This window comes from Rhizobacter sp., from assembly GCA_021153565.1.
Lineage (GTDB): Bacteria > Pseudomonadota > Gammaproteobacteria > Burkholderiales > Burkholderiaceae_C > Albitalea.
Genome location: JAJKJU010000109.1, coordinates 1 through 23,140, shown reverse-complemented (window position 1 = coordinate 23,140; position 23,140 = coordinate 1). Strand labels below are relative to the sequence as shown.

Genomic DNA, 23,140 nt, shown 5'->3' with positions numbered 1-23,140 from the left:
CCGTTTTGGGGGCGCTGGGCGGGATGCGATGCAAGGCGCTACTAGCGCCGTGTGGCGAGCCACACAAGTGAGGAGCAACGCCGCAGCGCGCCCGCCCAGCATCCCCAAAACGGCAAGTTGTTTCGGGCCATGTCCTCAAGACATGGCCAAAATCGGGAATTGTTTTGGGCCATGTTCCACTCTCGCGCCCCGCCCGCACTTGCACGCGACGGCAAGCCTCGCGATGATGCAGGCGTGACGACGCCCGCAAAGTTCCCGCGGAGTACGCCATCGACTCCCAAGCATGCGATGAAATCGAACGCTTCCCCGACACCCTCTCGCGCACCGCGTGAGACTCGGGCCGACGCCTCGGTCGCTGCGAATACCTCGACATCGGCCCTGGGCACCGAGATGCCCAGCGAATTCCATCCGGATCTCGACCAGTACCCGGTTCCTGCGCTGGTCGATGCCTTCATCGACGATCAAATCCATGCACTCATGGCCGTGAAGGCAGCGCGCCATCGCATTGCCGCGGCGGTCGTTGCCGCCGTGTCGCGAATCGCTGGTGGCGGCCGCCTCGTCTACGTGGGGGCGGGCACATCGGGACGCCTGGGCATTCTGGACAGTGTGGAGCTGTACCCGACCTTCTCCTGGCCCAAGGACCGCGCGCTGGGGCTCCTGGCAGGCGGCCAGCAAGCAATGTTCCAATCGGTTGAAGGGGCAGAAGACAGCCTGGAGCAGGGCCGGCTCGACGTGGCCGCGGTGAACGTGGACGAGCGAGACGTGGTGATCCTGCTCGCCGCGTCCGGGGCCACGCCTTATGTGATGGGCGCTCTCGAAACAGCTCGGGCCGCGGGGGCGTTAACCATCGGCATTGCCAACAACCCGGCCGCGCCGGTGACGCTGGGTGCGGAGATCGCCATCACGATCAACACCGGCAGCGAAGTGATCTCGGGCAGTACGCGTCTCAAGGCTGGCACCTCGCAGAAGATTGTGCTCAACACCTTGTCGAGCGCGATCATGGTGCGGTTGAACAAGGTCTACGGCAACCTGATGGTGGACTTGCAGCCCAGCAACGCCAAGCTGATGCGCCGCGCAGTGAGCCTCACCATGCGTGCCACCGGGGCAAGCGAAGACGCGGCCCGCATTGCGCTGACCGCCTGCAATTTCCAGGTCAAGGTGGCGATCGTCGCGATCCTGGAGAAGATCGGCGTGGACGAAGCGCAAGCGCGGCTGGCGGCGACGCAGGGAAACGTGCGAGCGGCACTCCTGCATTCGCGCTGAGAGGCTGAGAGGCTGAGAGCTCTCAGCCTCTGACGTCGATGCGCTTGCCATGGCGCGCCGCGCGCCTCGCCCGATACGCGCTGGCGTCGAACTCGAGTGCGAGGTAGACCGCCAACGCGACAAGCAAGGGAGCGAGGTAGTAAATGGCGCGGTAGGCGAGCAAAGCCGCAAGCAGTTCATTGGCGGGCACCTGCGCACCCAGCATCGCGAGAAACACCGTCTCGGTGACGCCAAGGCCAGCGGGCACGTCAATGACGGCCAGGGCCAAGGCACTTGTCATGAGCGCGGCGAGCACAGACGCGGCGTCGACCCGGTGTTGCAACAGCATCGTCAGCACCCAGGCGAGCAAACCCCAGTTGAGCGTGGACACCAGGCATTGCAGCAGCGCGATGCCGAGCGACGGCAAGGTCAGTTCGCGATCGAAGACCCGCCACCTGCGGCCATGCGCCATCACGCAGGCCGCGAGGTAGCCCCCGACCGCGCCCAGCAGCAACACGCCGATGAGCTGCGATGCGTCCGATGCCATGCCCCATGAGAGTGGCAGTTTCATGGTCCGCATCGTGAATGCGGCGCCCGCGATGAGCACGAAGCCGATCCAGTTGGTCGCGATGTTGAAGAGCCAGGTGGCCGCGCTGGTGGCGGTATCGAGGCCGTGCGTCATGTAGAGCCGGAACCGAAAACCCGCACCGGCCGGGCCGAGGTTCAAGGCGCAGGCGTGGCTGACGAAGCCGATGATGAATACGCGCCTCACGCCGATGCGATGGCCGGTGACGCATCGTGCGAGCAGGTCGATGCTCGAATAAACGAGGTAGCTGGCGACAGTGAAGACCTCTGCCCACATCAGCATCTCGTGCGGCATGTCGCCCACAGCCTGCCGCATGCCGTTCCAGTCCACTCGGTGCAGGTGTCCTGTCCACAGCGTCACGCCGGCCAGCAGCAGACCAATCGTCAGAGTGCGACGAAGCCACGCAGAGAGTTGGCGCAAGCGCATGACACGAGAGGCGACGGGCCCGATCAGGGGCCGAGCCGGGAGAGTGGAAGATGCATCACTTGCGAGGCGTGGCGCGGCGTTCGAACTTCGTGCGCTGGCCGCGTGCGAGTTCGGCAGCCACGAAGTCGACGGCCTGCTCGGGCTCCATCGCGGCGGTTCGCTCGAAGGATCTCAGATTGCGTGCGATGTCCTCGGCTTCAGCCGCGTCGATGCGTGAATCCACTTCAACGATTCGCATGGCGCAACGAGCGATCCAGACATCATCGGGCAGCGTGTCCATGACTTTTTGCTCCAGGCATGTTTGCAAAGCCATTGCGCCTCAGAAGCCGGCAGAACGATGTAGGAAAACGTCCTGCCCCTGCATTGGAGGCGCTCCAATCCGATATTCCAATATTCAGGGCAGTCATTGCATTTTCCGACCGTACGCCGTTATCAACACCTTGTTCGCATGCAAGGTTCTTGCCTGATGTTTCAGGCTTGTCATGTCCTTGAGGCTGCTTGCAATTGCCGCCGTTTCGCGTTGACGCGCCGATGCGTCTCACGCGCATGCGGCACCCAGCCGAGGCGGTACCAGCGCGCGGCCATGATCAGGCCGCGCAGCCATTCGTCTGCCGCGTAGGCGAACCACACTCCGGCCAGTCCGAAGCCCCAGTGCAGGCCCAGCAGCCAGGCGCCGCCGGCCATGACGAAAATCATCGACAGCACGCCAGCCGCGACCGGAAAGCGCGCGTCGCCGGTGGCGCGCAAGGCGTTGATGACAATCATGTTGAAGGTGCGTCCCGGCTCGAGCAGCACGGTAATCCATAGGAGCGTCTGCGCGGTGGCGATCACATGCGGATTCGATGTGAACAGCGGCAGGGTCCAGCGCGCGGTGAGTGCAACAAGCAAGGCAAGCGAGGTCGACACGACCAAGCCCCAGCCGAGACTCTTGCGGACCAGCTGGTGCGCGTCGTGCAGCGCAGCCGCGCCCACCATGTGGCCCACCAAAATTTCACTCGCAAAGCCGATGGCCAAGCCCGACAGCAGGATGAAGTTGATGAACTGCATCGTGTAGGCATGCGTCGCAAGCTCGGCCGCGCCCATGTGTGCGACGAGCGCGATGGTGAACATCAGCGAGAGCCGGTAGGCGGCGTTCTCTGCCGCGCCGGGCAGTCCGATATGCAAAACGGGCGCGAGCCGTTTCCAGGGCATCGACCACCAGTCGCTGCGCGTGGGCGCAAGCTCGAGCCGCAGCCGCCACAAGTAGAGGTGAAAGGCGACGCCGAAGGAGCGGCTCAGCAGCATCGCAATCGCGAAGCCCTGCAGGCCCAGCGGCGGCAAGGGGCCTGCTCCGCCCATCAGCGGCCAGCACAGCAGCAGGTGAAGCCCATGCATGACGAGCATGTTCAGTAGCGTGTCGCGTGTGCGCAAATGGGCGCGCATCACAGCCGACATGGCCGCATTCAATGCGTCAAGCACGAGCGCCAAGGCGAGGATGCGAAGGTAGGGCAACGCGAGTGAAAGCACCTCGGCCGGCGCGTTCATTGCTTGCAGAAGCGGCTTTGCGCTCACGACGACGCCGATCGCCGTGATCACCCCCATCCAGGTGCTCGCACCCAACGCGGCGGGCAGTCTGGTCGGCGGCCGCACGGTTGCCCGCGCCGAGGTTCTGCGTGATGACCACGCTCACTCCCAGGCTCACGATGCGAAACAAGAGAAAGAAAGTGGCTTGGACATGGTTGGCGAGCGCGAATGCGCCAGAGGCGGCGTCCGAAGTTCGCGACGAGATCGCGAGGCCGACCAGCCCCACGAGGATGCCCAGCAGCAGTTCGGTGAAGATCGGCCAGACGATCGAGAAGAGGGCGGGGCGGGGGTACGCCGCGGAGACGGTACGAGACATCGAAGGGGCCGTTTGACGCGGCTGCCGGGGTCATCAGCAGAACATTGGCAGGAAGACAACTTTGTGCCTCGCAGTTTGGCGCATCTCGTCAGTCGCGGACGCCGGGCACGCAGCTTGCCGTGTGACTTACTGCCGAGACTATTGGCGCGCCTGCAGATGACGCAGAGCGCTGCAGCAGGCAACCCATCGCAACCTAGTTTTCACTCTGCTACAGGAGAATCAATATGACCAGACTGCCAAAGAGCTTGACCACCGCTGCGGCCGCTGCCGCGCTCGTGACCGCCATGGGTGCATCGTTCGCCCAAACGTCGGGTTCCACGGGTGCGACAGATCCGACGAACCGTGGTGCCACCACGCCGAGCAACTCAGCGACGATGCCGAGCAACTCGGCCACCATGCCGAGCACGACGTCTTCCACGGGCACCCCTGCCGTGACGGACACGACCCCCTCCGGCTCATCGACCAGCGGCACGTCGACATCGACCACGACCGGACAGGGCAACACCTCGGCCACCACGATGCCATCGGACACGACGCCGATGCCATCGAGCACCTCGACAAGCGGCACGACGGGCACCTCCTCCGGATCGACTGCGACGGGCACGTCGACCGACAACTCGGCCCCGGCCGCTGCCAGCACGACCGATTACTCCAGCAGCACGACGGCACCGAGGAGCCGCACCATGCGCGCTGCACGCAGCGACCGCGGGTGATCGGCTTCGTATCGGCGGCAAGGAAAAGCCGGGCCTTCGGGCCCGGCTTTTCTATTTGATATGAGTCAGCCTCTCAGGCCCCATCGAGATAGAAAGCGCTCGCGACCCTGGGCACAGTTTGCGGCGCCTTGCCTTTGCCAGCATCCCGAAAGCCGAACAGCTCGCCCGGCGGTTGCGTTTCCGGCAAGACGTAGATGATGGTCGCGCCGTTATTCACCGTCGGAGCCAGCACCTTTTCGTAGAAGCGCACCGGCAGGTTGATGCAGCCGAAGGAGATGCGGTGCTCGCCAGGATCAGGCGACGACAGCCGCTGCAGGCGCCGCTCGGCGGGATTGTTCGTGATCACCCGGTGCATGGAAACGGCCGCGTCGTAGTCCACCCAGACGATGTCCACGCCATGCGCGTTGATGCCCGGCTCTGCGACGTAGCGCCCGGCGGGCGTGGTGCGCTCGTGTTCGGCGATGTTGGAGAGTTCGCGGTCGCCGACGCCGGGATAGGTTTCGTCGCCCTTGGCCAGCCCAAGCAGCGCGGGCGCTGCGCCACGCAGCTTGCCGTCGATGCCGAACACGTAGACCCGGGCTTTCGCTTTGTCGACGATGACAAAAGAGGAGCCTTCGTTGTCGCCCGAGTTCAGCACCCATTGCGCGACTTGGTAGGACTCCTTGGACGGCTTTTCTTTACCGAAGTCGGGTCGATTGACCGTCGGGGGCGATGCCGCGGTAGCGCTCCTCTCAATGCTGGACGCCTCAGCGCGCTTCGGGGGCTTGGCATGTGATACGCCGAGCGCCATTGCGGATGCGCCCACGACCAAGGATGTGAACAAGGAGCGGAGAAGGGTGGCGTGCTGCATGACGGGGCCTTCTAGTTTGGCAAAGGCCATCAGCAATCGGTGTTCCCGGCTGTGAGTGTCTGCTGCGAGATGTAGGTCAGGACTATTTGTCCCCATTGGGCGTTCGTACAGCGCTCTTTACAGGGGTTCCGGAATTACCTGGGCCACAAGCAACAGCATGTGTCGGGGCAGAAGGTGTTTGAAGGACGGCCGGCTTCACGCTGCGTTGCAAACGCAGGGTCTTCGCATCCGACGTGACGCCAACAGTCTCTCCTGCGCCGACGTGGTTCAAGGCAAGAACGGTGCAGTCGAAGCTGTCCGGGGCCACCGACGACGACGCCATGGTGTGGCGTTTTCCAATGTGCCGCACCGAGGGGCGCATTTCCAACTTGCAGGGCAGCTTCTGGGGTCTACCCCATCGCCACCTCCCACAGACCGTTCGAGAGGCAGTCGCCGTTCTATCGGCGGTCCGGATATCGCGATGTGGGTGAAGAGTCGTCAACCCGATGTGAATCCAACACTGCGCCCTCTTAGGAAATTGAAGCGGCCAGTGCGGCTATTGTCTTGGGTTTGACGTGGACATCGTCCAAGCTGATCGCGGCGACGACGAGTCTCTCGCGCTGGAACTCACTCGTTTGGATCACCTCTACTTTTCTCTACGCCTGCTGGAATTGATGTGAACGGAATGAATGTCCAAATTGGCCCCAGCACACACCATCGCGTGGGTCGGCATCTCGCCATGCGCAGGTTCCGCTGCAGCAGCCGGCTACCGCATTTCCGTCGCCGGACTAGACCGATGTTCCCCTACGAACGTGAGGCGCGGTTGCCCTCTACGTAAGGCGACGCGCAGCGGGAATGCCGGCCTGCTCCTGCAACCGGACTAGCACGCGCTGGAGCTCTGCACCGCCTTGCTGTGATCCGATATGCCGCATCAGCAGCTCCCGCGCGAGCCGGGCGCGACCGTCGTCAACCATGGCCATCCACTCCGAGGCGCCACCGTGTCCTTCGCGCAGCAGTGCCGCAGAGAACTGGCTGAGAAGCTTAGCTTGGCGTCCGCCAAGTGGTTCAAGCAGCGCTCTCTCCGGCGGCGGAAGCAGCCAGCGCCGATGTTGCTGGCTGACGTCGGCCTCGGTCATCCCGTCTTGGTGACACATCGCATCCCGCTCGTCGATGGGAATGCTGCTGAGCAGATCCAGCGCGTCACGAAGGTGTTTGCCGGCGAAGTCCTTGGCCCGATTTCCGATGAAGCCATCCACTTGGTTGCGTGCCGGCCCGCTGACATCGGTGTCGGTACTTCCGTAGCGCAGCAGAAACCTACCCAGGCGGTCGCGAGGATCGTCTTGCGACAGGCGGGCGGCGAAGCGGAACAAGGCTTGGCCGCTTCGTTCCATCGCGGAATGCGCCTGTCCGACGCGCTTGCTGAAGTCGGGGTACACATCCTCGATGAGCAACAAATCTTCCATGCGATTGCGATACCACTGGACAGCATTCCGGAAGCGGTTAAATTGGGGGAAGAAGTCGACTCCCTGCGCCAAACTCCGCAGAGCGTGGGACGTCGCCCAAAGGGCGATCAGGTTTCGGGCCATCGACGGTGCGTCGCTCGGCAAGTGGCCCAGGATCTTCTTCTGACAATCCATTGGAAGCCGTTCCAGAAGTGATTCTCCTTTCTGGAAGTTGGACGGCGATGCAGAACCGATGTTGCCCAAGGTGTCGGCTCCCGGCCGCAGCAAGTGCGCGTCTGAGGTCGCTTTGTGCACCGAGTGCAGCCTTGCGGCCGGCAGCGGGCTCGACGGGCCGACATGCGGCGCGACAGGGTTTGCGCTGGACAATGGGACGTGTGCGCCACGCGGTGGCAGCAGGCCGGCTTGGGGTGATGCGACATCAGCACGATCGTGCCCAGCCACGTATCCCGAGTCGGTGCGCCGACGAAGCGCTTCGGGTGCGGCGAATTGAGGCGACGACGGCCGCGAGGGTGATGAGCCTTCGCTCGGGGGCAAGGCCGCGTCGGCCGTTCGCTTGCCGGTCCTGTCAATGCCTCTCACGCGCCTGTCCTCGGTGAAGATGAATCAACAATCGTATGGTGCCGAGTGCACCCGGTGTATGCGCGCCGCGAAGCGCTCTACGACAAAACGAACCCCTTGGTCGGTTCGATGAAGATGTTGTCGCGCCAGCTTCCTCGCTCAGCCTCTCAGAAAGAGTGGCGCAGACCCATTTCAAAACCCTTGGAGTCTTTTTCCGTAGCGGGCATGGTGAAACCGCTGATGTTGCCTACCGTGTAGTTGGCCGTTCCCTTGTTCTCGATCTGCGCATAGGTGCCATAGACCGCGGTGCGCTTGCTGAGGTTGTACACATAGCCGATGGCGAATTGATGGGCGTCGCGGTCGCCGATGCCGGGGCCGCTGCCGTCCACCTTCGTGTACGCGGCGCGAATCAGGCCCAGGCCCACCGGGACGGTGGCGCCGACGAAATAGTGGCGGTCCTTGTCGGCCTGATATTTGACCTGCTGGGCGCTAACCATCACCTTGACCATGCCGAAGTCGTAGCTGCCGCTCACCACGCCCAGCTTCACGTCGTCAGTGGTCACCTTGGTCTGGCCGTAGGCCAGCGTCACATCGATCGGGCCGTTGCGGAAGCCCCCGCGGCCGCCGAAGTACTTTTTGCCCGCCACGCCTTCGGACGCGGCTGCGCTGAGTTGGCCGTAGAAGCCGCCCATGGCCGGGATGAAGTACGACACCATGTTGTCGTCCCGGATCTGGGTGTCCACACCCCCAGGCAGGCTGATGAGCCGGCCGGTGTCACCGATGCCGACGGTGCCGAACGGGTCGAAGTCGGCCATGGCCGTCCAGGTGGGCACAAGGTCGCGGCCCAGCCGCAGTTCGCCCAAGGTGGTGGAGCTCAGGCTGACGGTGGCGCGGCGGTGCCAGAAGCGCGTCGAATTGGCCGTGCCGGTGTCGGCACTGACGGCCGATTCCAACCAGAAGCCGGCACTCAGACCGCCACCCAGGTCTTCGATGCCGCGAAAGCCCAAGCGGCTGCTTTGCAGGCCATCGGTGGACATCTGATACTGCGTTGTGCCGGCGTTGTCGACATGGCGCAGACCCACGTCGATCACGCCAAACACCGTCAGGCTGGATTGCCCGGAGGCGGAACCGGCGGCGGTCAGAGTCAGGATGGCCAGCGTCAGGAGGGAAGGCTTGAGGTTCATTTTGGAATCCTTGTGTAGCGGCCCACGGTCGATTCGACAAACCGGGAGTCTGATCCAAATATCAACAATTCCGAGGAGCCTCCATTCGCTCAAAAGGGGTCTTCCAGGAGCGGTTGTTCGAGTCAACGGCATCCCAGCCGCGATTCCTCGAGCGAGTTCAAGCCGGCGATCACAGGGTCGAGACGTTCGACCACCACAGCGAACAGCGCGTCGATGTCGGCCGAGCCTGAGCCGTTGGCGCAGGCGAGTTCAAGCGCTTCAGCAGCCTCGCTGACGGCCGTCGCCCCCAGGGTGCCGGATTCCCCCTTCAGATCGTGCGCCAACCGCCTGGTCGTGACCATGTCGCGCGCTGCCCGGGCAGCGCCAAAGCGGGCCGCAAAGTTGGCTTCCCGGTCCCGGAACATGCCCAGCAAGCGCCGATAGAGCTGCTCGTTGCCCCTGACTCCGGCCAGCGCAGCCGCGCTGTCGATGCCCGGCAAACCGCCGCGCGCCGCGGCACCCTCCCTTCGAACCCAGCGCGCCAGCGTAGCGAACATTTCGCTCACGTTGATCGGCTTGGCAATGTGGTCGTTCATGCCGGCTGCAAGCACCCTTTCGCGGTCGCCGACCATCGCGTTGGCTGTCATCGCAATGATCGGTAGATCGCGCCACTGCGGGTGGCCGCGCAACTCGCGCGTGGCCGCATAGCCGTCCATGACTGGCATCTGGCAGTCCATCAGCACCGCATCGAAGTGTTCGCGCGTCAGCACGTCGATGGCTTCGCGGCCGTTGTTGGCGACCTGAACCACGATCTGCGCGCGGCCCAGGAGGTCACGCGCCAGCTCCTGGTTGAACGAGTTGTCCTCAACCAGCAGAACATGCGCGCCGGCCAGGATGGCGCGGTTGCTCTGCAGCACTTCTTCGCGCAGTTCGTTTCGCAGGGCATGCCGCCGTGGCTGGCCGATGGCCTGCAGACTCGCATCCAACAACGTCGACGGCGTGACCGGCTTGGTCAGGGTGGCCGCCACGGTGAGCTGTTCGGCCGCCAGCATGCGCGCCATGTCATCGCGCGAGAAGGCGGTGAGCATCAGCACTGTGGGCGGCGGGTGCGCCAGAGGCATGCGGGCCAGCTGCTTCGCACAGTCGACACCGTTCATGCCCGGCATCTTCCAGTCTAGCACGAGCAGGTCGAAGGGCTCACCACGCGAGTCCGCCGACACGATCGCCTGGATGGCTTCTTGGCCTCCGTTGGCCGCCGACGCGCGCAGCCCCAGGGAGTCGGCCATGTGCACCAGCACCTCGCGCGCGGCGTCGTTGTCGTCGACGACGAGCACTCGGGCGCCGTGCAGGTAGCCGTCGGGCGGGGCCGCGTCGTCAACAGTGCGTTCGAGGCAGATGCCGAAGTTCGCGCTGAAATGGAACCGGGTCCCGATCCCCGGTGTGCTGTCGACACCGAGTTCTCCGTCCATCATCCGCACAAGGTGGTGACTGATCGCCAGGCCCAGTCCGGTGCCGCCGAATCGGCGGCTCGTCGATGCGTCGGCCTGCGAGAACGGCTTGAAAAGCCGCCGTTGCTCTTCGGGTGTGATGCCGATGCCGGTGTCGCGCACGTCGAAGCGCAGGCGCACCGAGGTGATGTCGCGCGAAAGCACGGTCACACCGACGACGACCTCACCGCGCTCGGTGAATTTGATCGCGTTGTTTCCCAGGTTGATCAGCACCTGTCCCAGCCGAGTGGGGTCGCCCACCAGGGCGTTGGGCAGGCCCGGGGGCAGGTCGAACACCAGCTCCAGGCCCTTTTCTTCGGCCTTCATGCCCAGCAGGTTGGCCAGGCTGTCCGTGACATCGCCGAGGTCGAAGGGGATGTGTTCCAGGTCCAGATGACCGGCGTCAATCTTCGAGAAATCGAGGATGTCGTTGATGATGCCCAGCAGCGACTCGGCCGAACGGTGCACCTTCTCCACATAGTTGTACTGCTGCGGGTTCAGCCCGCTTTGCAGCGCCAGATGCGACAGACCAAGAATGGCATTCATCGGCGTGCGGATCTCGTGGCTCATGTTGGCCAGGAACTCACTCTTGGCCTGGCTCGACGCTTCGGCAACTCGCCGCGCCTCCCGTTCTGCTTCGGTCTGCCTGCGCTCGGTGATGTCGCGGGCGATGGTGGATGCGCCGATCACTCGCCCGCTGGTGTCCTTCATCGGGGAAATCGTCAGCGCCACATTGATTCGCTGACCATCCTTGCGCAGGCGGGTCGTTTCAAGATGCTCGATGCCTTCGCCTCGCTGCAGCCGCTTCATGATGGCGGCAAACTCGTCACGCAACTCGGCCGGGACGAGTACCGTGAGAGAGCGTCCCACCATCTCGGCCGCGGTATAGCCATAGATTCGCTCGGCGCCACGATTCCAGCTGACGACAGTTTCGCCGAGCGTCTTGCCGATGATCGCGTCGTCTGAGGATTCCACAATCGCTGCGAGATGCCTGATCTTCTCCTGGTCCCGCAGGCGCTCGGTCACGTCGATGAATGTGACGACGATTTCATCGATTTCGTCATCGTTGCCGAAGACCGGATTGGCGTTCGCCATCGCCCAGACATCGTCCAGGCCGCCGGGCCGGCGTACGCCGACCATGAAGTTCTTGAGCGGCTGCCGCGTGGCCACCACCCGGTTCACCGGGTATTCCTCCAACGGCATCACCGTGCCGTCTTCGCGGAAGAAGTGCCAGTCCGGATCGATGGCGGTCTTGCCGATCAATTGATCATTCGTCAACCCCAGCAGCAGCTGCGCTGCCGAATTGCAGGTGACGATGCGGGTGTCTGCGGCATGAACCACCACGGCCGTCTGAAGCTTCTGAATGAGGGACCGGTATTTCGCCTCGCTGGCGCGCACTGCATCGTCGGCCCGTTTTCGCTGGGTGATGTCCATGAGCGTGCCGGTGACTCGAACGAGCTTGCCGTCCGAGTAGGTGGGTTCGGCAGTCAAGCGCACCCACAGCGCTTTCCCAAGCAATGTCGTGAAGGGAAGCTCACGGTCGCACGCGGCGTCGCCGCGAAACGCTTCGAGGACGGTTGGCCTGTCTCCCGGCCTGTAGCACTTCAGGCTTTCCTGAATGGGGTCCGGACTGGAGCCAGCGGGGATCTCGTGGATCCGGTAGAGCTCTTCCGTCCAGAAGGACCTTTGCGATGCGACGTCGTATTCCCAACCCCCGACTTTGCTCAATCTCTGGGAAACGTTCAGGCGCGCTTCGCTTTCCTTCAGGGCCTGGGCGGCGAGAAGATGTTCATCGACCTGTTGACGCAGTCGCTGATTGGTGCGCTCGAGTTCGGCCGATCGTTGCCTGACTGTTTCCTCTAGCGTGTCGCGTGCGGCTTCCAGCTCGGCATTGCGGGATTTCAGCTCAGAAAGCGCATGCCTCAGCGCAAGGTGCGTGCTGACCCGCGCAAGCACCTCCTCGGCTCGAATCGGTTTGCTGATGTAGTCAACGCCGCCTGCCTGAAAGGCCTTCACCTTGTCGCGCTCGTCTTCCAGACTGCTAAGAAAGATGATCGGAATGGATCGGGTTGCTTCATCGTCCTTCAGGCGCCGACAGACCTCGAAGCCATCCATTCCCGGCATCCGGATATCGAGCAGGACCAATGTTGGCGGGTGCATCTTGGCGCTCAGAAGCGCCATTTCGCCATCGGTCGCCAAGCGCACACGGTAGCCCGAACTCCCCAGGACGCTTTGCAGGAGCTTGAGACTGGCCGGCGTGTCGTCGACCACGAGGATGTCGTCCGTATGGGCTGGGCCGTGGCTCATGAGAGTTCCTTTTCCTTCAGGCCATTCAGGATCTCGAGAAGCTGTCTGTATTGCAGATTCTCAGCCATTCGGCGCAGGCGTTCGCCCAGCTCATGGTTCAGCTCGCCGATCTGGGCGATCACCTCGAGGATGCGCGGGCTCTCCAGAAACTGAACGGCCCTCAACAGGTCGTCTGCAAAGTGCGGCGGCATCCCTCGAATGCCGTCGGCGACCGACGCCGACAAGGCCGTTTCGGTCTCCGGCGCACGTGAATCCGAATGCCGGAAGCGAATGCCAAGATGCGTGGCGAGTGCATCGAATATGTCGGAATCCCTGTAGGGCTTGCGCACGAAGTCATCGCATCCTGCGGCCAATATTTCGCGCCGCTCGTCCTCCAGGGCGTGCGCCGTCAAGGCGATGATTTTCGTGCGTGCACCGGCTTCGGTGGACTTGATGCGCCGGGTCGCTTCCATGCCGTCCATCACGGGCATGCGCACATCCATCCAGATGAGGTGAGGCTGCCATTTCTCGAAGAGTTCCACGGCCTCCTTGCCATTGACCGCCTCGCGCAATTCGAAGCCCAGCGGTTCAAGCAAATTGAGCAGCAGCAAGCGGTTGTCCGGCTGGTCTTCGACGATCAGGATGCGGTAACGCGGCTGCCCGTCCAGAAGCCCCGTGACACGACCTCGGCCCGGCGCGGCCGGCGCCGCCTCGGCGGGGAGCACCTCTACCGGAATCTCGAAATAGAACACTGAGCCGCGCCCTGGTTCGCTGACGACGCCGAGCTGCCCGCCCATGAGTTCGACATACTGTTTGCAAATGGCCAGACCCAAACCGGTTCCAGCTTCCTGCACGGGTTGCGCGCTCAATTGAACAAAGGGCTCAAAAATGCGGTCCGCATCTTCCGCGCGGATGCCAGGGCCGCTGTCCCTTACTTCGAATCGAACGTGCGGCATTTGCAGTGATTCCGATCGTGCCGAATCTGAGCGCCCGGCGTGGAGAATCACACCACCCGTGTGCGTGAACTTGATGGCGTTGCCCACCAGATTGATCAGCACCTGCCGCAGCTTGCCCCCGTCCACCTTGGCCCGATGGGGCAAATCTGGCGATTGCGACACCGTGAAGGCCAAACCCTTCTCTTGGGCCTTGACATACATCAGCGAGCGAAGTTCCTGGAGCACTTGATGAAGGTCTGTTGCGGATTCTTCCAGGAGCACGCGGCCGGATTCGATCTTCGAAATGTCCAGAATATTGTTGATGAGGTTCAACAGGTGTTCACCGCTGCGGGTGATGATATTAAGCCGCTCAATCTGTTGCTCAGTGGCTTCCGGTTCTGACTTCAACAGCTGTGCGAATCCGAGCACTGCATTGAGCGGGGTGCGCAGTTCGTGACTCATGTTGGCAAGAAAAATGCTTTTAGCCTGATTGGCCTGCTCCGCCTGCTCCTTGGTGGTAATCAGTTCGGCCGTGCGTTCATTCACTCTGATTTCCAGCGACTCCTGGTTCTTGTAGATCTCCGACCGAGCCTGCAGGAGGTTGCCGACCATTTTCATGAAGGCCCCCTCAAGTATCTTGAGTTCGTTATTGCCTTTGGTATTGACGTTGATCCTGACGCTTTCAAGATTATCCATGTGCACTTGCTGCGTCGCACGCGTCAGTTCCGCCAAAGGTCTGCTGAGCAAGCTTCTGGAAACCAGCAGGAAAAGTATCCAGAATCCAATGATGTTGGTGATCGCGCTGACAAGCAGCAACGTGGTGCTGAACTTGAGCTTGCTGACGATGACGTCATGGCTTGAATAGATGGTGACAACGCCAACCTGGAATGTCGTAGCTTCTCTTTCATAGCTGATCTGGAACGTCTTCCAAAATAGATGCGACGACGGAAAAGCATCTCCCGGGGCCTTCTCTGGTGGTTGAGAACGCGCCGGGCCAGACAGGTGCAAAACGTTCCCCCTCTCCCCCAAGTATTCTCCCTTGGAGTTGACGACCTCGACGCCAACGACGTCGGGGAGTTTGGCGATGCCATCCAATGTTGATTTCAGTTGCTTCTTATTCAATTCCCACAGAGCCTGGGCCAGCGGCGGAAAGAAGACTTGGCTGAGAATTTCGAGTTCGTCGAGAACCAGGTTTTTGGTGTGGATGTATTCGGCTGCGACCTGTGAGCCCGTCACGGCCCCGACCAAAATCAGGTAGAAAGAAAACACGACCCTCAAAAGCCTCGTCGCAATCGAGTCTTTGATGGGTACAAGATCTTTCAGCGTCATAGTGGTCTGAGATCATGTCCTTGTAATTACGGCGTGTACCACAAACGTTTATCGTTTAGTGGCGTTTCTGGGGATAGCGGATCGGCTTCTAATTTGAATAACCTTCGATTTTTCATATTCCCGAGTTCCAACGCTTCCTTCATGTAAATATTGTTATAAAACACCTTATCGAGGGAGCCATCTTCGATAGCCATTCTGAGGCCACGCTCAAGCCTGTCAGCCAGCTTGAGATTCTCCTTGCTGGTAAAGATATATCCGGGCGCTGGGTAGTAAACCAGCAGATCTTTTTCAGCAACAAGCCCGGGAATGTTCATGTCCCTCAGCTCGCGCCATGGTTCCCAAGCGGTTCTAGGGAAATAATCGAAGCGTCGTTCTTTCAGCATGTGGAAGAGCTCTCGATACCCTGCGGTTGCCACCACATTTAAACCGTTGGCGCGGAAGATTTTGTTTTCCGGCCAGATCTCGTTCAGGCCGGCCCACAACTTCCGCAAATCGTCCAGCGTGCGGACGGCGGAAAATTTCGGTTGATCGCTTTCATTGATAATGAATATGTGATAACCGTACAGTCCTTTTTCAAAAGGTATTCGGATGGGGTGAAGTTCTCGCTCGCGCTCGGGTGACGTGACTGTTAAAATTACATCGACATAGCCTTGCTTTACCATCTCGAAATCCCTGGCCTGTGGAAGCTCCTGTTGCGGCGCTTGAATCCTGAACGGGCCATCGGTCTTTTCAGTCTTTTCCAATATCAATTTCAGGACTTGGTATTTGTATTCCTTGGCATCGTCAGTGCTCGCGGCTGTTCCCCTGAACGCGCGGACTTTTACAATCAATGGTTCTTTGGAATCAGCCGCCGAAACAGGTAATGAAAGAAAGTATGTTGCAAAACATAAAATCGTTAGCGATGCGACTTTCAAGTATTGCCTCATGTTCACCTCTACGATTTGGAGCGACCGGTCAGGTTTCCTCTGGAAGGGGAGGGGCTTCAGCTTTCAATTGGCGCGGTCAAGTTCGCCATGGCCGCACGGCCTGGATGCGCGCGGCGAAGGGCGGCGCCAGGCCGATCAATCCAGCGCCTGCACAAGACTATGCACCTCTTGGTTGTCGAAAGGGGCACTTCTTGCCGAACGGGTACTTCAGTAGGCTGCTTCCTTGACGCCGGTCAGTACGGCTTGGCGTCGAGCATCGCCCCGCGCGTGCTGCTGGGGCGAGCTCACGAAAATTGCGTTGGGCCGGAAGCGAACGATGCTCGAAAACTCAAGGCTTCAGGTTCAGTACAACCTCGCCCGACACTGGATCTGTGACACCCAGGCCACTGCCGAGATCCTCAAGATCGGCGCGGAAGGTGTCAAGCAGCTCGATCATCTGAGGGCGCGCCGCAGCGATGCTGTCAAACGATTCCCACTCGCCGACCATGCAGTAGGCACGCTCGCCGGTCTTGACCAGCGAGCCACGCAGGAAGCCCTTGAAGGAGGCATTGGCCCGACGATGTGCCTCAATGAAGGCTTCTTCGCGACCGGGCTTCACCCGGAAGCGAACAATGTTGAACGCGTTCATGGCAAATCCTTTCACTAGCAGCTATGCACGCTGTCGCGGCGATCTCCGCAGAGTCAGCGCCAAACCTTGGCGACGCCGTGTTCACGGCCTCCGCCCGTGCGCACGAGCTTACCCGTCCGCCGCGCCAATTCCAATCAGATGACGAGCTGGAGCCGTAGGCATTCCTCATCGGTGCGGATCTAACACTGCCGCGGCTCATCATGTGATTCTCTGGAGCGCGAGCTGGGCCGAGCCCGGCGCGAGGGCATCTCCGTCACGCTCCTGCTGGCCGACATCGATCACTTCAAGCGGATTAACGACAGCTTCGGTCATCCGGCAGGGGATGCGCTATGGCTGCGCTTTGCGCCTAGATCAGGCGCCTTTTGACGTGCTGCTCGAACACGTTTGAAAAAGTCTCAGCCTCTTAGGCAGCCTCTTAGGCCACGACCTATCCCGACTGCACCATCCGTCGGTACGACCAGCCGCCAAGGCGGCGCTCGACGCGGGCGACCCGGGCCTCGGGATGCCAGCGGCCGCCCGGCTCCGGACGGCGCGGCGGGTCCTCTCCTGCTGGTTGACTCACGAGCACTGCCACCGTACCCTGCGCCGCCCGGCAACGGTGCCGGACGAAAACATCCCGAGGAGGATCCATTGAATCAATGTTCTTGTGCGCGTGTCGCGCTTGCCGCCACCCTCGCAATAGCCGGCTTCGCGACGCCCGCTGTCCAGGCAGCTCGACTTACCTTCGAAGAACTGCCTCACGCCGACGAACTCACCGGAGTCGGGCCCATCGTGCAGTCCAAGGGCTTTATCCTCACCTACAACCCTGCACCTGGTGAGGCCTACCCGGTTGGATTCATGAGCGTAGGCCCATCGTGGCGTTTCAATGGCCGGTCGACTGCACTGCTCTCGAACAGCTGCACTTCGATCGTGACACTTCGAGCGGATACGAATGTGCCCATCACGCTGCATTCAATTGACCTCGCACCGAACAACGGCGACGAGGGTGCGGCGGTCACGTTCCTTGGACTCAAGACCGACAACACCTACGTTCGAACCACCATCGTGCTTTCGCCGAAGGCCGTTTGGAAGACATACCGGCTACCGGACACTTTCTCCAACCTGCAAGAAGCCCGGTGGGTCCAGGGGGACTGCTTTATCAATCCGCCGCACATGTTCGACAACGTGCGCGTTCATCCGACAACGCAGCCACCCGCTGACGAGTAACTCTTCGCGCCAGCTCGCGGTGCCCTGAACCCCGTGAGTTGGCAACCAAAGCTCACTCCACGTGGTCGGTGCACGGGTCGGCCATCGCGTCGCGCACCGTCTGCTGCGGCCCAGCGGTATCGCTCAGCACATGGGCAATAGAACGTGCGACCTCCCAGTGACCGTCTCTGCCAGACTGGTTGCGGCCGGTCACCTTCGGATGGCGAATGGCCGCGGCATCAGAAACCTGACGTTGAGCGATTCGGAATCGACGAGGGCGCCGCCACTTCGCAGGCGGTGCCCAGTGCGTTCAGGTGGAGCCAGATCCCGAACCCGCACGACCCGGCGTCGTAGACCACATGCAACTTGTGGCCCCGGCTGATCAGCTTGGCCCAGGGTAAGGATTCGTGCGGGAATGAGTAACATCGGCCGCCAGTGAGTCTAGTCCCCGGGGGCTGCGGCGAATTCGATGACTCGGGTCTGGCAAAAGCGTGGCCTTGCGCGCCTTCGAAATCTTCGCTGCTGTTGCTGCGCCACCCCCGGTAGAAGCCATCCATTCCTGGCTCTGTTACTCATTCCCGCACGAATCCTTACCCTGGGCCCACATAAGCGGCACCTGTAGCACGCAGCGCTGCATTGGGTGCGAGGCGAAGCAGTGCGACTGAAAGCGCCAGCGGCAATGCGAACACGAATGCCACGACGACAGCTCGAGCGACACGAGCAGGCCGCTCAGCAGCCACTCGTGGTAGCGCCCGTGCAGCACGATCTGCAGATCGAATCCAGCATGGGGACGAAGACAGGGGCGCGAGCGCCCCCCGTCGCCCTCAATGGAGGTTCAGATCTGGTCGCTGGCGAACGTGAAGCTGCGCTTGTTGAACTGCAGCTTCGTCTCCGGGCCATACCACTTGGCGAAGAGCTTGTTGGCTTCGCCGGAAGCTTCCAGGTCGCGCAGAACGCCGTCCACCACGGACTTCATGTTCTTCTCGCCCTTCTTCAGCCCAAGCGCGATAGGCTCCACGCTGATGCTCGTCGGCAGGATCGCGTAGTCCTTCTTCGCCGCGCCGAGCTTTGCGTAGTCGTTGACGAGCGAAGTCTCGTCGTTCACGTAGCCCACGCCCTTGCCCTGCTGCAGCGCAAGGAAGGCCTGCTGCGTGGTGTCGAAGGTGACCACGTCCACGCTGGGCACGGCCTTGCGGGTGTTCGGCTCCTGCGTGCCGCCCTTGACGGTCAGCACCTTCTTGCCCGCGAGCTGAGGCACGTCGGCGATGCCGCTGGATGTCTTGACGAGTACCTTCTGCCCGGTGACGAAGGTCGTGAGCGAGAAGTCGATCTGCGCTTCGCGTTCCTTGTTGTGCGTGAGCGAGGCCGCGAGGATGTCGACGTGGCCCTGCTGCAACTCTGGGATGCGCGCGGCGGTGGTCAGTTGTTTGAACACCGGCTTCACGCCGATCTTGCGCGCGACGGCGTTGGCGATGTCTATCTCATAGCCGACCATCTCGCTCGTCTTCGGATCAACAAAGCTGTTGGGCTCGTCGGTGCCGAGCACGCCGATGACGATTTCGCCCTTCTTCTTGATGTCATCGAGTTGGTCGGCGTGGGCAGCAGAGAGAAGACCGGAAGCGAGGGTAGCCGCGAGCAGCCATTGCAGTCGAGAATGCATTGTGTGGAGTGTTGAAGTAAAAAGGGTTCGCAGACTAACACTGCAATGCGCGCGCGTGAAACGGATAAGCATGCCCGCTGAAAGGTTGTGTCGCAATAAGGCAGGTCGGGCCGAGCAAAGCTTGGCAGCGCCGCAGTCTTTTCCAATTCAGGTTCTAGAGAGCGACTAGCTCATGGCGTGAGCCACCTCCGGGCAAGCTGAAGATTGGCGCCAATCAGGAGCCGGTTTGCACCGCCAACAGCATCAATGCGTGATCGTGGCGACCCGACCAGCTCTGTTGATCCGGCGCCGCCAGCAGCGCGTCGACCTCCTATCGGTTGAGGAATGGCACCAAGGTAAGGTGCGCGTGAACCGCCTGGCGGAATGGCCAGCACGCGCTGGATCTGCGCCGAGTGCGTCGGCGGGGGCGGTGACGGGATCGGAAAGACATCCAGGCGTCTCGACACGCTTCATGCTCCCCGCGAGGCAGCCGCCTTGCTGAACACCGGGCACCGAGGTGTGCCTTCCGCTGTGGGGGTCCAACGGGCGCGCCCCATTCCGCCGGCGGCTTTGCGGTAACGAGATCAGGACGGCGGACGTCTCTTTGGGGTCGTCAACGCCATTTCGGCGCTCGCCCGGGGCCAACTACCGCTTTCGGGCTTCGGACTTCCCTGGCAAGACATCCGTCCCGCGCCGGTCGTTCAGATCTCAATGGCAGCTTTGTGGCGCGAGGTCGTCCGACCGCTTGTGGCCGCCAGTGTGAGTTCCCGGGCTTCGCTGCCAGCCACCCTTGGCGAGCCAGGTCCATGCATCGAAAGTCAGCTTCTTGGCGCGTCGCGTACTCACACTGCCGGCCAGTTGCGGTCATACCATCGCCCAGAAAATCGCCACTCCAACGACTGGTTTCAAAGTACAGCCGCCATAGGTCGACCGCAGCTCCAAGGTGCTCATTCTCCAAAGCAGTCGCACACGGTCTTGCGCCGCTGATTGGTATCCACCGCAGGGGGTACGTCCGCAGTTCGGTCAGGCGAACTGGTACTGCCGACCCTTTGCAGTCAGTCCATCTCGCAAACGGACCACCGGAAAGCAGCCTAATGTCAGAACTCCGGGGCAGCGATTATGCGACGTCCGTATCTCGGATCTTCGGACCCAGAAGCATCGAGGAACAAATGGCGTTCTCAAGGTTGCGTTTAGGTTTAGGCTTGGTACCGTCCTCCAGGCGACCGATTCAGCGACTGCGCCGCGGTAGCACGTAGGATGCATAGTCACCGTTTGTGTTTCAGATCTCGCCACTGCTGGACCGACCTCGTTCAGAGCCCTTGAGCGCGGTCGCCAAGCCTTGACGGAGGAACCGCAGGGTTCAAGCGCTATCCAACGTACGGACCATCTCAACGAAGGCGCCGGCAGCAGGAGCGACTTTCGCCCCGGGAGGGAAGACGGCATGAACGACGCCAGTGGGCAGCGACCATTCCGGCAGGAGGCGCACCAAGGAACCGCTGTGAAGCTCGTCCGCTACGTAAAGCAGGCTTCCCACGGATAGCCCAGCGCCGTTGACCAGGAGCGAACGCAGCGCGACCGCGGAATCGGTGCGGAGGTGAGCATTCATCCGAACGGTCACCGTCTTCACGCCTTTGGTGAAGGCCCACGTGAGCGGTGATGGCAACAGGGTGAGGGCGATCCAGCGGTGCTGGGCAAGATCCTCCGGCGTCTTCGGCCGGCTATAGCGCGCCAGGTAGGTGGGCGACGCAAGCACTCCCTGAGCAAAGTCCGCGAGCTTGGTCATCTTCGAGGTCGACTCGCGCATCCACCCGACGCGGATCGCCACGTCAATCCCCTCGGCGACCAGGTCCTGCACCTTGTCGCTGACGATCAGCTCTACGCGCACGTCCGGGTGGCGTTTGGCGAATGCAGCAACCACCGGGGACAGCACCTGTGCAGCATGCTCGACCGGGGCCGCGATGCGCAGTCGACCGCGCAGCTTGTCGCTGCGTGAGCCGGCCTTTTCCAGGGCTTCTTGCATCCCGCTCAGGAGTGGGGCGCACTCGTCGAACAGGCGCTGCCCTGCATCCGTCAGAGCGACGCGGCGTGTCGTCCGGTTGAACAAGGACGTCCCAAGCGCGGATTCCAGCCGCCGGATCTGAAGACTTACCTGTGGCCGCGCCATGCTTAGTCGTTCCGCAGCCGCGGTGAAGCTGCCGAACTGCGCGACGGCGACGAAGGTTCGCAGCAGATTGAGGTCGTCCGGGGCTGGGCTCATGATTGGTAATTCTCCAATACCAGAGATTTTCCACTTGTCTGCTTTTTCTGACGAGTGAATGTGCTGATCATTCATCTGCTGCTCGCGCAAGGTGTGCGGGCCCGGAACAGGAAGCAATCCATGAACATCGCACTCATCGGCGCCAGCGGCTTCATCGGCTCGGCCATTCGCATTGAAGCGCTGTCGCGCAACCACAAGGTCACGGCACTGGTCTCCAATCCCTCGAAGCTCCAACCCGAGGCGAACCTCGTCATCCAGCAAACCGACGTGCTCGACACCGAACTGCTGAGCCAGCAGCTGCGCGGGCATGCCGTGGTCATCTGTGCGTTCAGCGGCCACTCTGACGCCGATATCTACGGCTACTACCTGAAGGGCATCCGGGCGCTTGTGGACGCTGTGCGCGCTGCGGGCGTCCCACGCCTGCTGCTCGTGGGTGGCGCTGGGAGCCTTGAAATTCAGCCAGGGGTCCAGCTTCTGGACACGCCGGAATTCCCCGCGCAATGGAAAGCCACGGCTGAAGGCGCGCGGGCGGCCCTGCAAATCCTGCGCGATCTGCCAGACCTGGATTGGACGGTGCTCAGCCCACCGCCGCATATCCATCCGGGCACGCGCACCGGAAGCTACCGCAGCGGCCTGAATGCGGTGATCCAGCGAGATGGCGGCCCCGCTGACATATCCCTTGAAGACTACGCGATGGCGATGATGGACGAGGCAGAGAGCGCCAAGCACTGCCGGCGGCGCTTCACCGTTGCAAACTGAACGGGCCTGACGTGAGTAAGCAACCCTATGTCTTGTACGTCGCCGATGCCTACTGCGGCTGGTGCTTCGGTTTCGGGCCGCGCCTGAAGGAGTTCGAGGCGGCCAATGGCGATCGGGTCGACTTCCGCGTCATCAGTGGGGGCCTGTTCGTTGGCGAGCGGATGCAGCCGATCAGCCAGTATCCCCACATTCCGGAGGCGAATGCGCGGATCGCTCGGCTGACGGGCGCCAGCTTCGGCCCCGCCTACGAAGGCGTGTTGGAGCAGGGCACCTTCGTGATGGACTCGGCCGCTGCTGCGGCGGGTCTGGCTGCTCTTCGTTCCCAGAACGAAGGGCAGGGAATCGACTTGTTCGACCAAATTCAACAGGCGTTCTATGGCGAGGGACGCTCGCTCTCCGAACCTGAGACCTACGTGCGGATTGCGACTGCGAGTGGTTTGGATTCGGACCGCACGAAGCACATGCTGGCCTCCGGCGAAGCTGCGCAGCTTGCACAAGCTGATTTCGGGATGGCCCGCGCGCTGGGGGTGACGACCTATCCAACATTGCTGGTGATCACCGAGAGCCACGTCCACCGCATGCCGGCAACGGGTACCACGCTTGAAGACTTGAACCGCGAGTTGACCCGGGTTCTTTCCGCACTCGAAAGCGCTGCGTGATAAGGCTGGGCGGTTGACTCAGAGGCTGAGAGTTTTTCGACCGTGCCCGAGCAGCGCGTCAAAAGGCACCTGATCTAGGCGCAATGCGCAGCCATAGTGCAGAGAGTCTTTAGCCTGGCGGACGCGGCACCCGGGATCTGCGCTGACGGCACGGCGTGACCGCCGCGGCCGGTAGGCTAAAGATCCCGTTG

The 23,140-nt window shown here is 62.0% G+C and carries 18 protein-coding genes and 2 pseudogenes; 6 read left to right on the top strand and 14 right to left on the bottom strand.

Annotated elements, in window-relative coordinates; genetic code table 11:
- The first annotated feature begins 288 nt into the window (after nt 1-288).
- Nucleotides 289-1,263 carry an N-acetylmuramic acid 6-phosphate etherase gene (locus AC30NL_RS06845; protein ID WP_489463258.1) on the top strand — a complete coding sequence of 325 codons (975 nt, stop codon included), beginning with the start codon at nt 289-291 and terminating at the stop codon, nt 1,261-1,263.
- A gap of 22 nt (nt 1,264-1,285) precedes the next feature.
- Here the strand turns inward: AC30NL_RS06845 and AC30NL_RS06840 are convergent, their stop codons facing one another.
- The 4 genes and pseudogenes from AC30NL_RS06840 to AC30NL_RS06825 all read right to left on the bottom strand — a co-directional run.
- Complete coding sequence (locus tag AC30NL_RS06840; RefSeq protein WP_489463257.1) at nt 1,286-2,254, bottom strand: lysylphosphatidylglycerol synthase domain-containing protein; 969 nt, start codon at nt 2,252-2,254, stop codon at nt 1,286-1,288.
- Between the two features lie 55 nt (nt 2,255-2,309).
- Nucleotides 2,310-2,534: a hypothetical protein gene (locus AC30NL_RS06835; protein WP_489463256.1), complete on the bottom strand. Its 225-nt coding sequence runs from the start codon at nt 2,532-2,534 to the stop codon at nt 2,310-2,312.
- A 200-nt stretch (nt 2,535-2,734) separates the two neighbouring features.
- The gene (locus AC30NL_RS06830) at nt 2,735-3,364 is read right to left on the bottom strand and encodes an MATE family efflux transporter (protein ID WP_489463259.1); all 630 of its coding nucleotides are present in this window, start codon (nt 3,362-3,364) and stop codon (nt 2,735-2,737) included.
- Between the two features lie 294 nt (nt 3,365-3,658).
- Nucleotides 3,659-4,022: pseudogene (locus tag AC30NL_RS06825) on the bottom strand (MATE family efflux transporter); the annotation flags it as partial.
- Here AC30NL_RS06825 and AC30NL_RS06820 point away from each other — a divergent pair.
- Nucleotides 3,937-4,149, top strand: coding sequence for a hypothetical protein (locus AC30NL_RS06820; RefSeq protein ID WP_489463260.1), 213 nt, complete (start codon nt 3,937-3,939; stop codon nt 4,147-4,149). The pseudogene AC30NL_RS06825 and the gene AC30NL_RS06820 overlap by 86 nt on opposite strands.
- A 192-nt stretch (nt 4,150-4,341) precedes the next feature.
- On the opposite strand, the gene AC30NL_RS06815 is transcribed toward AC30NL_RS06820, so the two are convergent.
- The 8 genes from AC30NL_RS06815 to AC30NL_RS06780 all read right to left on the bottom strand — a co-directional run bounded on the left by AC30NL_RS06815 (nt 4,342) and on the right by AC30NL_RS06780 (nt 16,450).
- Nucleotides 4,342-4,773 carry a hypothetical protein gene (locus tag AC30NL_RS06815; RefSeq protein ID WP_489463255.1) on the bottom strand — a complete coding sequence of 144 codons (432 nt, stop codon included), beginning with the start codon at nt 4,771-4,773 and terminating at the stop codon, nt 4,342-4,344.
- A gap of 146 nt (nt 4,774-4,919) precedes the next feature.
- Nucleotides 4,920-5,696 carry a hypothetical protein gene (locus tag AC30NL_RS06810; protein WP_489463254.1) on the bottom strand — a complete coding sequence of 259 codons (777 nt, stop codon included), beginning with the start codon at nt 5,694-5,696 and terminating at the stop codon, nt 4,920-4,922.
- 809 nt (nt 5,697-6,505) lie between these two features.
- On the bottom strand, nt 6,506-7,312 hold the full coding sequence (locus AC30NL_RS06805) for a hypothetical protein (RefSeq protein ID WP_489463253.1): 807 nt from the start codon (nt 7,310-7,312) through the stop codon (nt 6,506-6,508).
- A 551-nt stretch (nt 7,313-7,863) separates the two neighbouring features.
- Nucleotides 7,864-8,880 carry a porin gene (locus AC30NL_RS06800; protein ID WP_489463252.1) on the bottom strand — a complete coding sequence of 339 codons (1,017 nt, stop codon included), beginning with the start codon at nt 8,878-8,880 and terminating at the stop codon, nt 7,864-7,866.
- Between the two features lie 122 nt (nt 8,881-9,002).
- On the bottom strand, nt 9,003-12,653 hold the full coding sequence (locus AC30NL_RS06795) for a response regulator (RefSeq protein ID WP_489463251.1): 3,651 nt from the start codon (nt 12,651-12,653) through the stop codon (nt 9,003-9,005).
- Nucleotides 12,650-14,896 (bottom strand): ATP-binding protein, encoded by a 2,247-nt coding sequence (locus AC30NL_RS06790; RefSeq protein WP_489463250.1) that lies wholly within the window; start codon nt 14,894-14,896, stop codon nt 12,650-12,652. Before AC30NL_RS06790 ends, AC30NL_RS06795 begins: the two co-directional genes overlap by 4 nt.
- Before the next feature lie 26 nt (nt 14,897-14,922).
- Nucleotides 14,923-15,810: a hypothetical protein gene (locus AC30NL_RS06785; protein ID WP_489463249.1), complete on the bottom strand. Its 888-nt coding sequence runs from the start codon at nt 15,808-15,810 to the stop codon at nt 14,923-14,925.
- Nucleotides 15,811-16,150: 340 nt separating this feature from the next.
- Nucleotides 16,151-16,450 (bottom strand): antibiotic biosynthesis monooxygenase family protein, encoded by a 300-nt coding sequence (locus AC30NL_RS06780; protein WP_489463248.1) that lies wholly within the window; start codon nt 16,448-16,450, stop codon nt 16,151-16,153.
- A gap of 207 nt (nt 16,451-16,657) precedes the next feature.
- Between AC30NL_RS06780 and AC30NL_RS06775 the strand changes: the two are divergent.
- Both AC30NL_RS06775 and AC30NL_RS06770 read left to right on the top strand, forming a co-directional pair.
- A pseudogene (locus tag AC30NL_RS06775) lies at nt 16,658-16,816 on the top strand (diguanylate cyclase); the annotation flags it as partial.
- A gap of 264 nt (nt 16,817-17,080) precedes the next feature.
- Nucleotides 17,081-17,656 carry a hypothetical protein gene (locus AC30NL_RS06770; protein ID WP_489463247.1) on the top strand — a complete coding sequence of 192 codons (576 nt, stop codon included), beginning with the start codon at nt 17,081-17,083 and terminating at the stop codon, nt 17,654-17,656.
- An 814-nt stretch (nt 17,657-18,470) separates the two neighbouring features.
- Here the strand turns inward: AC30NL_RS06770 and AC30NL_RS06765 are convergent.
- Entirely contained in the window at nt 18,471-19,295 is an 825-nt protein-coding gene (locus AC30NL_RS06765; protein WP_489463246.1) for an ABC transporter substrate-binding protein, read from the bottom strand.
- Between the two features lie 1,339 nt (nt 19,296-20,634).
- Nucleotides 20,635-21,621, bottom strand: a complete 987-nt coding sequence (locus AC30NL_RS06760; protein WP_489463245.1) for a LysR family transcriptional regulator — start codon at nt 21,619-21,621, stop codon at nt 20,635-20,637.
- A gap of 30 nt (nt 21,622-21,651) precedes the next feature.
- Between AC30NL_RS06760 and AC30NL_RS06755 the strand changes: the two genes are divergently transcribed.
- Both AC30NL_RS06755 and AC30NL_RS06750 read left to right on the top strand, forming a co-directional pair.
- Nucleotides 21,652-22,290 (top strand): NAD(P)-dependent oxidoreductase, encoded by a 639-nt coding sequence (locus AC30NL_RS06755; RefSeq protein WP_489463244.1) that lies wholly within the window; start codon nt 21,652-21,654, stop codon nt 22,288-22,290.
- 11 nt (nt 22,291-22,301) lie between these two features.
- Nucleotides 22,302-22,949 carry a DsbA family protein gene (locus tag AC30NL_RS06750; RefSeq protein WP_489463243.1) on the top strand — a complete coding sequence of 216 codons (648 nt, stop codon included), beginning with the start codon at nt 22,302-22,304 and terminating at the stop codon, nt 22,947-22,949.
- The last annotated feature ends 191 nt before the right edge of the window (nt 22,950-23,140 follow it).